Below are 13,185 nucleotides of genomic sequence, written 5' to 3' on the forward strand. Positions count from 1 at the left end.
CCGACGGAGCCACCGATGACCGACAGGCCGGACAAGACACCCCCAGGGGCCCCGCAGGGCGACCTGCAACTCACCGACCGCCGCCGGGCGGTTCGCGCCTCCGGCGACTTCTACCCCCTGCGTCTCGGCCGCTGGCGCGCGCGCATGGTCGACTGGTCGGCCACGGGGATCGGCATTGAACTTCCCCACGGCACGTCGGAATACAAGGTGGGGCAGCACCTGAACATCAGCATCCATAGCGACCTGACCAACGCCGTGGCCCTGTTCCCCATCGTCGTCCGCCGCGTCAGCCCGGGCGACCGCGTCCTGGGCGCCGACTTCGTCAATGGCGGGGAGGATGCCGCCCTGTTCCTGGCCACCCTGGGCCTGACCGGCGACCTGCCGGTGGCGGGCTGAGGCGCAGACCGGGGGCGGAATCAGCCGCGCGTGACTTTACGGATCTTCCAGGCACCGTGGTCCTGTTGTGACACGCTTCCGCAGCCGATCGCGCTTATGGTCTTGTCTTCCGCTCATGGCATGGGGGCCGACGTGGCGACGAGCAAGGCCACGATCGTGGCGACGAACAGAAAGGGTATCGCCAGCCATAACGCCACGACCCACCACTTCATCGTTGGCCGTACCAGCGGTTCCAGTGGCGGGGCGTAAGACATGCTGGTGGCCACGCTGGCCAAAGGCGGCCCCGACGGCGAAGCGGCGTCGGCGATGGGGCCGGCGGCAAACGACGCTTGGGCTTTCGCTTTATAGGCCAGTTCCCGTTGCGTGCGCATGAGCGCTTCCAACCGCGGCATCGACATGGTGAAGTCGTCGTTCAAAAGCAAGCTGCTGCCGTCGAGCGGAGCGGCGGACGAACCAACGCCAATGAACAGCAGGCTCCGTCGGGCACGCCCGACACCCCTGGGCAGGATTTCCAGTTTCGTCAGGTCCAACCAGCGCCGGCGAATGATGGAGCCGCCGCGCTTCAGGGTGAAGCCTTGATCGTCTAGATTCAGTACCAACGCGTCAGGGCGCAAGGGCCACCAGAAAATCGCCATCGCCAGCACGCTGACCGTCAGCGCCATGATAATGTCGAACACAGATGCCACTCCCTTGCCCTCAAGCTGTCTCACGATCAGGCCGATCGGTGGAGCCAGCATCAGCCATAAGCCCTTGGCGAAATTGGCGAGGCGACTTTGCGAACTGCGTTCAAGAATAACGGAGAACGGGACGGCGGTTTCCATGATGGTCCCCAAGCGAAGGGCGGAATGCCCAGCGCCCGTAATCATCTACCCCGTCATGATCCCTTAGGCCCGCTGTTCCCACCATGCACCCATGACGGGAATGCGTTGGGCGGCAATACCACCCCGTCAGTAAGCCTGCCCGCCGACCACCCGTCCCACGCAGGTGTTGCCGCCCAGCCAGTAGGCCAGTTCCGCTGGGCGGCTGACATCCCACAGGGCGAGGTCGGCGTCGAAACCCACGGCCAACTGGCCCTTGGTGGCGCCCAGTCCCAGGGCCGTCGCGGCGTGGCGGGTGCAGCCGGCCAGCGCCTCCTCCGGTGTCAGGCGGAAATGGGTGCAGGCCAGCGACATCATCAGGGGCAGGGACAGGGCGGGGGAGGTGCCGGGGTTGCAGTCGGTGGCGATGGCCATGGGAATGCCGCGCGCCCGCATGCCCGCCACGGGCGGCAGCTTGGTCTCGCGCAGCATGTGGAAGGCGCCGGGCAGCAGTACGGCCACCGTGCCGGCCGCCGCCATGGCGTCCAGGCCGGTGTCGGACGTGTATTCCAGATGGTCGGCCGACAGGGCGCCGAAGCGGGCGGCCAGGGCGGCCCCACCGGTATCGCTCAACTGGTCGGCGTGCAGCTTGACGGCAAGGCCGTGGGCTTGCGCCGCCTCGAACACGCGGGCGGTTTCGTCAGGGGTGAAGGCGATGCCCTCGCAGAAGGCGTCGACCGCGTCGGCCAGGCCTTCGTTTGCCGCCCGGGGGATCATGGCGTCGCACACCAGATTCAGATAGGCGGCGCGGCCGGCGGCATCTTTGGTGTCGGGGGGCAGGGCGTGGGCGCCCAGGAGCGTCGTGCGCACGGTGACCGGGAAGTCGGCACCCAGCCGCCGGGCCACGCGCAGCAGCCGCAACTCGTTCTCCAGATCCAGGCCGTAGCCGGACTTGATCTCCACCGTCGTGACGCCCTCGGCCATCAGAGCCCGTAGGCGGCGGGCGGCCAGGGCGTACAGGGTCTCATCACTGGCGGCGCGGGTCTCGCGCACCGTGTGGGCGATGCCGCCGCCGGATTGTGAAATTTCAGAATAACTGGCGCCGTTCAGGCGCAATTCAAATTCCGTCACCCGCTCACCACCGAACACCAGGTGGGTATGGCAATCCACCAGGCCCGGCGTGATCCAGCGGTCGCCGGCATCGTGCACCGTCCGCGCCAGCGCCTGCGGCTCCCCCGGCAGGTCGGATCGCGCGCCAACCCAAGCGATTCGGCCATCCTTCACCGCCAGGGCGCCATTTTCGATGGCCCCATAAGGGCTTGGGGAACCCGCCGCCATGGTCGCCAGCCGGGCGTTCAGCCACAGGCCGTCCCAAAGGGGAAAGCCGGTGGACATGGCGGCAGGGGGCGTGGGGGACATGGGGTTTCTCCGGATGGATTACTGACAGGTCAGATGATGCGACAGGTCTTTACGGCCCGTCAATCCGCCGCTAGGATGCGCCCACATCCCCGCAACGGCCACTCCAAACCAAGGGGCGGCGGGTTCAAGGGCCCCAGGGTCGGCCTTTCGGTGGCGGTTCAGGAAAGAGGCATGTCAATGGGCGCACCCGTTTCCCCGGCATCGGCCGGCACCGTGCCGCATGGGTTGTTCGCTGATCATGCGCTGCTGCCCGCCGGCTGGGCGCGCAACGTGCGCTTCACCCTTGGTGCCGACGGCCTGATCCAGGCGGTGACGGTGGACAGCCAGCCGGCGCCGGGCGATGAACGCCTGGCCGGCACGGTGGTTCCCGGCATGCCCAACGTCCATTCCCACAGCTTCCAGCGTGCCATGGCCGGCCTGGCCGAACGCTGCAACGCCAAGGGCGACAGCTTCTGGACCTGGCGGGAGATCATGTACGCCTTCCTGGAACGGCTGACGCCGGACCAGGTGCGGGCCATCAGCGCCCAGCTGTATGTGGAGATGCTGACCGCCGGCTACACCGCGGTGGCGGAGTTCCACTACCTGCACAACGACGCCGACGGCCACGCCTATCTGGACCCCGCCACCCTGTCCTGGTCCATCCTGGAGGCGGGGGCCGAGGCCGGCATCGCCCTGACCCACATCCCTGTCCTCTATATGCGCGGCGGCTTTGACGACCGGCCGCTTAAGGGCGGGCAGCGGCGCTTCGCCGGCACGCCGGACAGCATGATGACGCTGGTCGATACGCTGGCGCCATCGTTGAAGGTCGACCAGCGCCTGGGCCTGGCCCTGCATTCCCTGCGCGCCGTGGGGCCCGGGCCGCTGGCCGAGACCGTGGCCGGCTGGACCGCGCGGGACGCCGCCGGCCCCATCCACATCCATGCCGCCGAACAGCCGCTGGAGGTGACGGACAGCCTGGCCGCCACCGGGCGCCGCCCGGTGGAATGGTTGCTGGAGAATGCGGGCGTGGACCGCCGCTGGTGCTTCATCCACGCCACCCACATGACGGCGGAGGAGGCCCAGGGCCTGGCGCGCAGCGGTGCGGTCGCCGGCTTGTGCCCGACGACGGAGGGCAACCTGGGCGACGGCTTCTTCCGCCTGGAAACCTTCCTGAAGGCCGGCGGCGCCTTCGGCATCGGCACCGACAGCCATGTGACCATCGACCCGCGCGAGGAACTGCGCTGGCTGGATTACGGCCAGCGGCTTCTGACAGGTCAGCGTTCGTTCGAGGCCGGCAACCCCCATGTCGGCGCCCGGCTGTGGCAGGCGGCGCTGGCCGGCGGCGCCCAGGCGCTGGGCCGCCCCTGCGGTGCCCTGGCTGTCGGGGCCAAGGCCGATCTGCTGGTGCTGGATAACGACCATCCCAGCCTGTGGTGCCGCGAGGGCGACCGGCTGCTGGATGCCCTGGTCTTCGCCCGCCAGGGCGGCAACCCCGTGCGCCACGTCATGGTGGGGGGGCGCTGGGCGGTGCGTGACGGCATGCACCCGAAGGCCGAGGCCATCGCCCACCGTTACCGCGCGGCTGTGGCCGCCCTGCAAGCCGATCTTTGAGATTTCCTGTTCATAAGGAACGATCCCATGTCCACCCGTCTCGACAATTCCCGCATCATCCGCAGCCCGCGCGGCGCCACCCTGAACGCCAAGTCCTGGGCCGCCGAGGCGCCCTTGCGCATGCTGATGAACAATCTGGATCCCGAGGTGGCGGAACGGCCGGAGGAACTGACCGTCTATGGCGGCATCGGCCGGGCGGCGCGCGATTGGGAAAGTTTCGACCGTATTGTCGAAACGCTGAAGCGCCTGGAAAACGACGAGACCCTGCTGGTGCAGTCAGGCAAGCCGGTGGGCGTGTTCCGCACCCATGCCGACGCGCCGCGCGTGCTGATCGCCAATTCCAACCTGGTGCCGCGCTGGGCCACCTGGGACCATTTCAACGAATTGGACCGCGCCGGCCTGATGATGTACGGCCAGATGACGGCCGGGTCGTGGATCTACATCGGCAGCCAGGGCATCGTCCAAGGCACCTATGAGACGTTTGTCGAGATGGGCCGCCGCCACTTCGGCGGCAGCATGAAGGGCAAGTGGATCCTGACCGCCGGCCTGGGTGGCATGGGCGGGGCGCAGCCCTTGGCCGCCACCATGGCCGGGGCTAGCATGCTGGCCGTGGAATGTCAGCCCAGCCGTATCGAGAAGCGGCTGGAAACCCGCTACCTGGACCGCCGCACCGACAGCCTGGAGCAGGCCATCACCTGGATCGAGGCGGCGCATGCCGAGGGCAAGGCCATCTCCGTCGGCCTGCTGGGCAACGCGGCGGACGTGTTCCCCGACCTGGTGCGCCGCGCCCGGCAGGATGCGCGCTACCGTCCCGACGCGGTGACCGACCAGACCTCCGCCCACGATCCGGCCAATGGCTATCTGCCCAAGGGTTGGTCCCTGGCCCAGTGGGAAGAGATGCGGGCCAAGGACGGCAAGGCCGTCGCCGCCGCCGCGCGCACCAGCATCGTGGACCATGTCCAGGCCATGCTGGACTTCCACGCCATGGGCATTCCCGTGGTGGACTACGGCAACAACATCCGTCAGGTGGCGAAGGATGAGGGCGTGGCCGACGCCTTCGCCTTTCCGGGATTCGTCCCGGCCTACATCCGGCCGCTGTTCTGCGAGGGCAAGGGCCCCTTCCGCTGGGCCGCCCTGTCGGGCGATCCGGAAGACATCTGGAAGACGGATGCCAAGGTGAAGGAACTGATGCCCGACGATGCCCACCTGCACAACTGGCTGGACATGGCGCGTGAGCGCATTGCCTTCCAGGGCCTGCCGGCGCGCATCTGCTGGCTGGGCCTGGGCGACCGCCACCGCATCGGCCTGGCCTTCAATGAGATGGTGGCCAAGGGCGAACTGAAGGCCCCGGTGGTCATCGGTCGCGACCATCTGGACAGCGGCAGTGTGGCCAGCCCCAACCGTGAGACGGAGGCGATGAAGGACGGGTCGGACGCCGTGTCCGACTGGCCGCTGCTGAACGCCCTGCTGAACTGCGCGTCCGGCGCCACCTGGGTGTCGCTGCACCATGGCGGCGGCGTGGGCATGGGGTATTCGCAGCATTCCGGCATGGTGCTGCTGTGCGACGGCACGGATGATGCCGCCCGGCGCATCGGGCGTGTGCTGTGGAACGACCCGGCCACCGGCGTCATGCGCCATGCCGACGCCGGTTACGACATCGCCATCGACTGCGCCCAGCGCCACGGCCTGGACCTGCCCATGCTGGCCAAGTGACCGCCATGGAACCGGTTTTCACCTTCCGGCAGGGGACGGCGCCGCTGCTGATCTCCTTCCCCCATGTCGGCCTTCAGGTGCCGGCGGACATCTCGTCCCGCCTGGTACCGGAGGCGCACGCCCTGGTCGATACCGACTGGTTCGTCGATGCGCTGTACGACTTCGCGGCTGAGTTGGGGGCATCCACCCTGGTGGCGGGCTACAGCCGCTATGTCGTGGATTTGAACCGCCCGGCCGACGACGCCAACCTCTACCCCGGCCAGGCCGGCACCGGCCTGATCCCGGAGGTGATGTTCGACGGCACGCCCCTGTACCTGGGCGGGCAGGGGCCGGACGCGGCGGAGAAGGCGGCCCGGGTGGCGACATACTGGCAGCCCTACCACGCCCAGTTGGCGTCGGAGCTGGAGCGGCTGAAAGCCCAACACGGCTACGCCCTGCTGTGGGACGCGCATTCCATCGCGGCATTGGTGCCGCGCCTGTTCGACGGGCGGCTGCCCGACCTGAACCTGGGCAGCAACGCCGGCGCGTCCTGTGATGCCGGCATCGCCGCCGCCGTGCTGGCGGCGGGTGAGGGGCGGGGCTACAGCGCCGTGCTGAACGGCCGCTTCAAGGGCGGGCACATCACCCGCCATTACGGCCAGCCGGCCGATCACGTGCATGCCTTGCAGTTGGAGCTGTCGCAGGACACTCATCTATCGCCCGGCCTGGTGCCGGCGCTGGACGCCGAACGCTGCGGTCGCTTGCGCCCCGTCCTTCGTTCCATGATCGAAATATTCCTGACCCAGGCTGCTGAACTTTACGCCTGATATCTTTTCCCGGAGCCCCCGTGCCATGCACACCCTGACCCTGATCCCCGGCCGCCTGACCCTCGCCGACCTGCGCGCCACCCTGGCCGGCCCCACCACTCTGGTGGTGGATGACGCCACCCTGGCGAATGCCGAGAAGTCGGCCGCCACGGTGAACGCCGTCATGGCCGCCGGCCGCACGGCCTATGGCATCAACACCGGTTTCGGCCTGCTGGCCAAGACCCGCATCGGCAACGACCAACTGTCGCAGTTGCAGCGCAACCTGGTGCTGAGCCACGCGGTGGGCACCGGCCCGCTGCTGGATGATTCCATCGTCCGCCTGGTCCTGGTGCTGAAGATCGCCAGCCTGGCGCGGGGATATTCCGGCGTGCGCGGCAGCGTCATCCAGGCGCTGGTGGCCCTGCTGAACCACGGCGTCCATCCCTGCATCCCGTCCAAGGGCTCCGTCGGCGCCTCGGGTGACCTGGCGCCCTTGGCGCACCTGGTGGCGCCGCTGCTGGGCGTGGGCGAGGTGCGGGTGGACGGCCAGATCCTGCCGGCCACCGAGGGCATCAGGCGCGCCGGCCTGGTGCCCATGGAACTGGGGCCGAAGGAAGGCCTGGCGCTGCTGAACGGCACCCAGGTGTCCACCGCCCTGGCGCTGAACGGCCTGTTCGCGGCCGAGCGTGTGTTCCAGGCGGCCTTGACCACCGGCGGCCTGTCGGTCGACGCGGCGCGTGGTTCCGATACGCCGTTCGACGCCCGCATCCATGAGCTGCGCGGCCAGAAGGGCCAGATCGACACGGCCGCCACCTTACCGCCGCCTGCTGGACGGCAGTGCCGTCCGCGCCAGCCACCTGGATTGCGAGCGGGTGCAGGACCCCTATTGCCTGCGCTGCCAGCCGCAGGTGATGGGCGCCTGCCTGGACCAGTTGCGCATGGCGGCCGGCACCTTGCTGATCGAGGCGAACGCCGTCACCGACAACCCGCTGGTCTTCCCCGACACGGGCGACATCCTGTCCGGCGGTAATTTCCACGCCGAACCGGTGGCCTTCGCGGCCGACCAGATCGCCCTGGCCCTGGCGGAGATCGGCAACCTGTCGGAACGGCGCATCGCCATGCTGGTGGACCCGCATCACAGCGGCGGCCTGCCGGCCTTCCTGGTCAAGGACGGCGGCATCAATTCCGGTTTCATGATCGCCCACGTCACGGCGGCCGCCTTGGCCAGCGAGAACAAGGGCCTGGCCCATCCGGCCTCGGTCGACAGCATCCCGACGTCCGCCAACCAGGAGGACCATGTTTCCATGGCGACCTGGGCCGCCCGCCGCCTGATCGAGATGGCGGACAACGCCGCCGGCATCGTCGGTATCGAGGCGCTGGCCGCCATCCAGGGCCTGGAATTCCACCTGCCGCTGCGGACGTCTACGCCGCTGGAACAGGCCCGGGCCAAGCTGCGCACCGTGGTCCCGGCCTACGACCAGGACCGCTACTTCGCCCCCGACATCGCCGCCGCCAAGGCGCTGGTGGTGAACGGGGATCTGGGCGCGGGGCTGGTGTTCGCGTAAGAGGGGGGCCTGGCGGCGGAGCAACGGAGGGAAGCGGGCCTTGACCACCACTGAGGAACGCTTGAGCGAACGGGCCTATCAGGGCTTGCGCGCCGACATCATGCTTTGCCGCCTGCTGCCGGGCCAGCGGGTCAGTGAGGCCTTGCTGGCCGACCGGCTGGGGTTCGGCAAGGCGCCGGTGCGCACGGCCCTGGCCCGCCTGTGCCAGGAAGGGCTGATGGCGGCGCGGGCGCGCAGTGGCTTCACCGTGGCGCCCATCACGCCGGAAGATATCATGCACTGCTTCCAGGTCCGCCTGGCGCTGGAGCCCATGGCCGGGCGGCTGGCGGCGGGCCGCCTGACTACAGCGCATGTGCGTCGGCTGGCGCGCGCCACCACCATCACGGTGGACCCGGATGACCCCGATCAGCACCGCAAGATTCTGGAGGCCGACCAGGATTTCCATGAGACCATCGCCGAAGCCTCGGGCAACCCGCGCTTGCAGCAGATCCTGCGGAACCTGTTTGAACGGGGGCAGCGCCCGCTTTTCATGGGCATCCCCCAGTCCGAAGGGGCGGACGCCTACCGGGCCGGCAGCCAGCCGGTGCTGGCCGCATTGATCGCCGGCGATGGCGAGAAGGCCGCCCAGCTGCTCTACGAACACGTCTACACCGGCCAGGCTTTTGTCATCGAGGCGGTGCTGCGCCAGTACCCGTCCCTGGAAGAGGACGGGGGCGAGTAAAAAATTTGATCGGGGACGGGATCGGCCAAGGGGACGGGTGCGGCCCGAACGTGCTAGGACGGGGATAACTGTATGGCAGGGCGCCCTTTTGAGTGCCGCCCGCCGCTTGGTCATGAATGGGGAAAGGGTCGGGCATGGGGTTGTGGACGGTGAAGCCGGTCGACGCGCTGATCGCGGCCGGTGAGGGGGACAAGGGTGCCGCCAAGCTGACGCGCGGCCTGGGCACCCTGGATCTGATCCTGGCGGGCGTGGGGTGCACGGTGGGGGCCGGCATCTTCGTCATGACGGGATCGCAGGCAGCCACCCATGCCGGGCCGGCCGTGGCGTTGTCCTTCGCCTTCGCGGCCTTGGCCTGCCTGTTCGCCGGCCTGTGTTTCGCCGAGTTGGCGACCGTCATCCCGGTGGCGGGCAGCGCCTACAGCTACACCTACGCCACCCTGGGTGAGATCGTCGCCTGGCTGGTCGGCTGGAACCTGATCCTGGAATACATGATCAGCGGGTCCGCCGTGGCGGTGGGCTTCTCCGGCTACCTCAACGCCTTCCTGGGCCAATGGGGCATCCATCTGCCGGCCAGTGTCGCATCCGCACCCCTGGCCTATTCCGACCAGGAGGGCTTCACCTGGACCGGGGCCCTGATCAACGGGCCGGCGGTGTTCATCATCGCCCTGTGCGGCGTGATCCTCAGCCTGGGCATCAAGGAAACGGCGCGTTTCAACAACATCTCCGTCGCCATCAAGGTCGGCGCCATGATCCTGTTCGCGGGCGTGGGCATCTTCTATGTCGATACCGCCAACTGGCACCCCTTCATCCCGGAGAACACGGGCGAGGGCGCCTTCGGCTGGTCCGGCGTGTTCCGCGCCGCCGGCACCCTGTTCTTCGCCTATATCGGCTTCGATGCCGTCTCTACTGCGGCGCAGGAGGCACGGTCCCCCCAGCGCACGGTGCCGCGCGGCATCCTGGGCGGCCTGGCCGTCTGCGTCACACTGTACGTGGTGGTGGGCCTGGTGATGACCGGCCTTGCCCCCTACACCCATGCTGGACGCGCCCGAGGCCATCTTCATCGCCATCAGGAACGCCGGGCCGTCGCTGGCCTGGCTGGGCATGATCATCAACCTGGCCGCCATCCTGGGCCTGGGCTCCGCCATCCTGATCTGCAACTACGGCCAGATCCGCATCTTCTACGCCATGGCGCGCGACGGCCTGATGCCGAAATCCTTCGCGGCGGTGAACCCGGAACACCACGTTCCCTGGCAGGCCACCCTGTGGGTGACGCTGGTGGCGGCCATCATCGGCGGCATCGCGCCCTTGGACGTTCTGGGCGATCTGGTCTCCCTGGGCACGCTGATGGCCTTCGCCCTGGTCTGTGTTGCCACGCTGGTGCTGCGCATCCGCGACCCGCACCGCCCGCGTCCCTTCCGCGTGCCCTACCTGCCGGCGGTGGCCGTCATCGGCGCCGTGGTGTGCGTGGCGCTGATGGTCACGCTGGGCCTGGCCAACTGGCTGCGCTTCGGCGCGTGGAGCGTGCTGGGCCTGGTGATCTATTTCGTCTACGGCATGCGCAACTCCGCAAGGCAGCGCGCGGCGCAGATGGCGGAGTGATCATGCTTGCGGGGCGAGAAGGTGGGCGGGCTCAGTAGCGGTCCCGCCCATGTCCCGCCAGCGGGTAATGGCGCCACGGTCGAAGAGGGGAATTCTCATCGCTCGCCGGTCCAACTGGCGGCGATTGCGTCATTCATCTCTTCAATGGTTAGAACGGGTTGCTCGGGGCGCTTCAGCGCACCGGACAACTCCATGATGCTCAGGCCCGATTTCGCGTGAATTTGCGCCCGGCCATCGGGCAGCAGATCGACCACCAGCTTGTCACCCGGCCTTATGCCCAGGTGGGCGAGAATCTCCCGGCGCAACGTAACCCGCCCCTTCGCCGTAACCGTCAGTTCAATGGACATGGGGGCAGTCCTTCGAAGCGGGAGATAGCCATACCGTGAAGCATGGCGCCCTTACTTTCAACCTCACCCTTCCCAATCCGCCTCCAGCCGGCGGCTGGCCAGCAGGAACAGGAAGGCGCTGAGCAGGTAGAAGACCAGGCCGATCAGCAGGGAATAGCGCAGGGCCTCGGCGCCGAAGCGCGGGGTCAGGGCCTCCGAAAGGCGGCCGAACAGGAAGACGCCGAAGCCCAGGCCCACCAGATTGTTGATGAACAGGAAGATGGCGGACGCCGTCGCCCGCATGGCCGGCGGCACCACATGCTGTATCGCCGCCGGAATGGCCGACAGCCAGGCGTAGCCCAGGGCCAGCGGCGCGGTGCACAGGATGGCGGCCACCCACAGCCAGGGGGCGGCCAGGCCCACGGCGTACAGCGGCACCGCCAGCAGCAATGCGGCCGCCGGCACCAGGGGATAGGCCGCGCGTTGCGCCTGGCCCAGGCGGTCGGCCAGGGCGCCGCTGAACCAGATACCGGCCGATCCCGCCACCAGGGTGCCCAGCCCCATCAGCAGCGACACGTCCTTCAGCGCCATGCCATGCACGCGGGACAGGAAGGACGGCATCCAGAAGGCGACGCCGTAGCCCATGATGGAGCAGGAGGCCGCGCCCGCCGACAGCAGCCAGAAGGACGGCTTGGACAGCAGCAGGGCCAGCACCGCCCGCAGCGGCACCGTCGCGGCCGGCGCCTTCAGGCCGTCCAAGGCGCCGCGTACCGGTTCCTTCACCGCCCACAGGAACAGCGGTGTCAGCACCAGGCCGGCGCCACCGCAGACGGTGAAGGCCAGGCGCCAGTTGACGGCGCTGGCGATATAGCCGCCCAGCAGGATGCCCAGCGCGCCGCCGAACGGGATGCCGAAACCGTAGAGGGCCAGCGCCCGGGCCCGCTGGCGCGGCTGGAAGTAGTCGGCAATCAGGGCATAGGCGGGGGCCACCCCGCCAGCCTCACCAATGCCCACGCCCATGCGGCACAGGAACAGGTGGGTAAACTGGCTGACCTGGCCGGTCAGGGCGGTGAAGCCGCTCCACAGCGCCAGCGACGCCGCCATGATGCGCACGCGGCTGAAACGGTCGGCCAGGCGGGCGACCGGTATGGCCAGCAGGGTGTAGAACAGCGCGAACGCCGGCCCGCCCAGCCAGCCCAGTTGGGTGTCGCTCAGCCCCAGTTCCTTCTTCAACGGCACGGCCAGGATGCTGAGGATCTGGCGATCGACGAAGTTCAGGGTATAGACGGCGAACAAGGCCGCCATCACTACGGCGCGGCGGGAAGGAATCAGCGGGGTGGGGGCGGGGACAGGCTGTTCCACGGGGCTTCGGTCTCGGATATTCAGGAAGGACAAGGGCGCCCTCTTTAACACGAAAGATGGCTTCTATCCTTGAGGTGGATGCGCCCCTGGCCTGTCCCACCCTTCCGCCAGGGCGGAGAAGTTCTTGCATCGGCGTTTGCGGAACTTCGTGGTATCCACCAAGGGTGGCGACGGGTAATGAGCCTGACAACGACAAGGGGGCCGGAGACAGGTCCCCGAAATGGGAGGGTAAAGACGCATGGCGCGTACCGAGAAGGCCCCGGTATCAGCGGCGGTGGAAAAGGGGACGGGGCCCACGGGTGCCGACAAGACGCCCCGGACGGAACGGGGCAAGCGCACCTTGCGCAAGTTGCTGGACGCTGCGGCCCTGGAATTTGGCGAGCGCGGTTTCCATGAGGCTTCGGTCAGCGGCATCACCCAGCGGGCCAAGGTGGCGCTGGGCACCTTCTACACCTATTTCGACAGCAAGGAATCGCTGTTCCGGGCGCTGGTGGAGGATATGGGCGCGCTGACCCGCCGCTGGATCGCGGAACGGATCGCCGGGGCGCCCGACCGGCTGACGGCGGAGCGCCTGGGGCTGGAGGCCTTCATCGAGTTCGTGCGCGGCCACCGCAACCTGTACCGCATCGTGATGGAGGCGCAGTTCGTGGCCGAAGACGCCTACCGGCGCTACTATCAGGTCTTCGCCGACGGCTACATGCACAACCTGGACATGGCGCGGCAGCGGGGTGAGATCCGGGACGGCGACATCGAGGTGCGGGCCTGGGCGCTGATCGGCGTCAGCGTCTTCATCGGCCAGCGCTACGCCGTCTGGGGCGACGACCGGCCGGCGGCCGAGATCGCGGCGGAGGCTGCCGATTTCATCGGCCGCGGCCTGAAGCCCTAACCTTATGCGCTAGGCCCTCACGCGCC

The 13,185-nt window shown here is 68.4% G+C and carries 11 protein-coding genes and 1 pseudogene; 8 read left to right on the forward strand and 4 right to left on the reverse strand.

Features of this window, described 5'->3' with window-relative positions; translation table 11 throughout:
• Window positions 1-15 precede the first annotated feature (15 nt).
• Window positions 16-396 (forward strand): PilZ domain-containing protein, encoded by a 381-nt coding sequence (locus PW843_29350; protein MDE1150676.1) that lies wholly within the window; start codon window positions 16-18, stop codon window positions 394-396.
• 113 nt (window positions 397-509) lie between these two features.
• Here PW843_29350 and PW843_29355 read toward each other — a convergent pair whose 3' ends face one another.
• Both PW843_29355 and hutI read right to left on the reverse strand, forming a co-directional pair.
• Window positions 510-1,217 carry a hypothetical protein gene (locus PW843_29355; GenBank protein ID MDE1150677.1) on the reverse strand — a complete coding sequence of 236 codons (708 nt, stop codon included), beginning with the start codon at window positions 1,215-1,217 and terminating at the stop codon, window positions 510-512.
• A 126-nt stretch (window positions 1,218-1,343) separates the two neighbouring features.
• The gene (gene hutI, locus PW843_29360; GenBank protein MDE1150678.1) at window positions 1,344-2,588 is read right to left on the reverse strand and encodes an imidazolonepropionase; all 1,245 of its coding nucleotides are present in this window, start codon (window positions 2,586-2,588) and stop codon (window positions 1,344-1,346) included.
• A 201-nt stretch (window positions 2,589-2,789) separates the two neighbouring features.
• Between hutI and PW843_29365 the strand changes: the two genes are divergently transcribed.
• From PW843_29365 to PW843_29390, 6 genes and pseudogenes are all read left to right on the forward strand, one after another.
• On the forward strand, window positions 2,790-4,202 hold the full coding sequence (locus PW843_29365; GenBank protein MDE1150679.1) for a formimidoylglutamate deiminase: 1,413 nt from the start codon (window positions 2,790-2,792) through the stop codon (window positions 4,200-4,202).
• Window positions 4,203-4,229: 27 nt separating this feature from the next.
• Window positions 4,230-5,915, forward strand: a complete 1,686-nt coding sequence (gene hutU / locus PW843_29370) for a urocanate hydratase (protein MDE1150680.1) — start codon at window positions 4,230-4,232, stop codon at window positions 5,913-5,915.
• A 5-nt stretch (window positions 5,916-5,920) separates the two neighbouring features.
• Window positions 5,921-6,721: an N-formylglutamate deformylase gene (gene hutG, locus PW843_29375; protein ID MDE1150681.1), complete on the forward strand. Its 801-nt coding sequence runs from the start codon at window positions 5,921-5,923 to the stop codon at window positions 6,719-6,721.
• 25 nt (window positions 6,722-6,746) lie between these two features.
• A pseudogene (gene hutH / locus PW843_29380) lies at window positions 6,747-8,265 on the forward strand (histidine ammonia-lyase).
• A 40-nt stretch (window positions 8,266-8,305) separates the two neighbouring features.
• Entirely contained in the window at window positions 8,306-8,986 is a 681-nt protein-coding gene (locus tag PW843_29385; protein MDE1150682.1) for a GntR family transcriptional regulator, read from the forward strand.
• Between the two features lie 1,017 nt (window positions 8,987-10,003).
• Window positions 10,004-10,585, forward strand: coding sequence for an APC family permease (locus tag PW843_29390; protein ID MDE1150683.1), 582 nt, complete (start codon window positions 10,004-10,006; stop codon window positions 10,583-10,585).
• Window positions 10,586-10,680: 95 nt separating this feature from the next.
• Here the strand turns inward: PW843_29390 and PW843_29395 are convergent, their stop codons facing one another.
• The gene (locus tag PW843_29395; protein ID MDE1150684.1) at window positions 10,681-10,932 is read right to left on the reverse strand and encodes an AbrB/MazE/SpoVT family DNA-binding domain-containing protein; all 252 of its coding nucleotides are present in this window, start codon (window positions 10,930-10,932) and stop codon (window positions 10,681-10,683) included.
• 63 nt (window positions 10,933-10,995) lie between these two features.
• Complete coding sequence (locus PW843_29400) at window positions 10,996-12,273, reverse strand: MFS transporter (GenBank protein MDE1150685.1); 1,278 nt, start codon at window positions 12,271-12,273, stop codon at window positions 10,996-10,998.
• Window positions 12,274-12,511: 238 nt separating this feature from the next.
• On the opposite strand from PW843_29400, the gene PW843_29405 reads away from it, so the two are divergent.
• Window positions 12,512-13,159: a TetR/AcrR family transcriptional regulator gene (locus PW843_29405; GenBank protein MDE1150686.1), complete on the forward strand. Its 648-nt coding sequence runs from the start codon at window positions 12,512-12,514 to the stop codon at window positions 13,157-13,159.
• The last annotated feature ends 26 nt before the right edge of the window (window positions 13,160-13,185 follow it).

It is taken from the genome of Azospirillaceae bacterium, from assembly GCA_028283825.1.
Classification (GTDB): Bacteria; Pseudomonadota; Alphaproteobacteria; order Azospirillales; family Azospirillaceae; genus Nitrospirillum.

Coding starts and splice junctions, on each gene's coding strand:
- PW843_29350 (MDE1150676.1), top strand. CDS start 16: ATGACCGACAGGCCGGACAAGACACCCCCAGGGGCCCCGCAGGGCGAC.
- PW843_29355 (MDE1150677.1), bottom strand. CDS start 1,217: ATGGAAACCGCCGTCCCGTTCTCCGTTATTCTTGAACGCAGTTCGCAA.
- hutI (MDE1150678.1), bottom strand. CDS start 2,588: ATGTCCACCGGCTTTCCCCTTTGGGACGGCCTGTGGCTGAACGCCCGG.
- PW843_29365 (MDE1150679.1), top strand. CDS start 2,790: ATGGGCGCACCCGTTTCCCCGGCATCGGCCGGCACCGTGCCGCATGGG.
- hutU (MDE1150680.1), top strand. CDS start 4,230: ATGTCCACCCGTCTCGACAATTCCCGCATCATCCGCAGCCCGCGCGGC.
- hutG (MDE1150681.1), top strand. CDS start 5,921: ATGGAACCGGTTTTCACCTTCCGGCAGGGGACGGCGCCGCTGCTGATC.
- PW843_29395 (MDE1150684.1), bottom strand. CDS start 10,932: ATGTCCATTGAACTGACGGTTACGGCGAAGGGGCGGGTTACGTTGCGC.
- PW843_29405 (MDE1150686.1), top strand. CDS start 12,512: ATGGCGCGTACCGAGAAGGCCCCGGTATCAGCGGCGGTGGAAAAGGGG.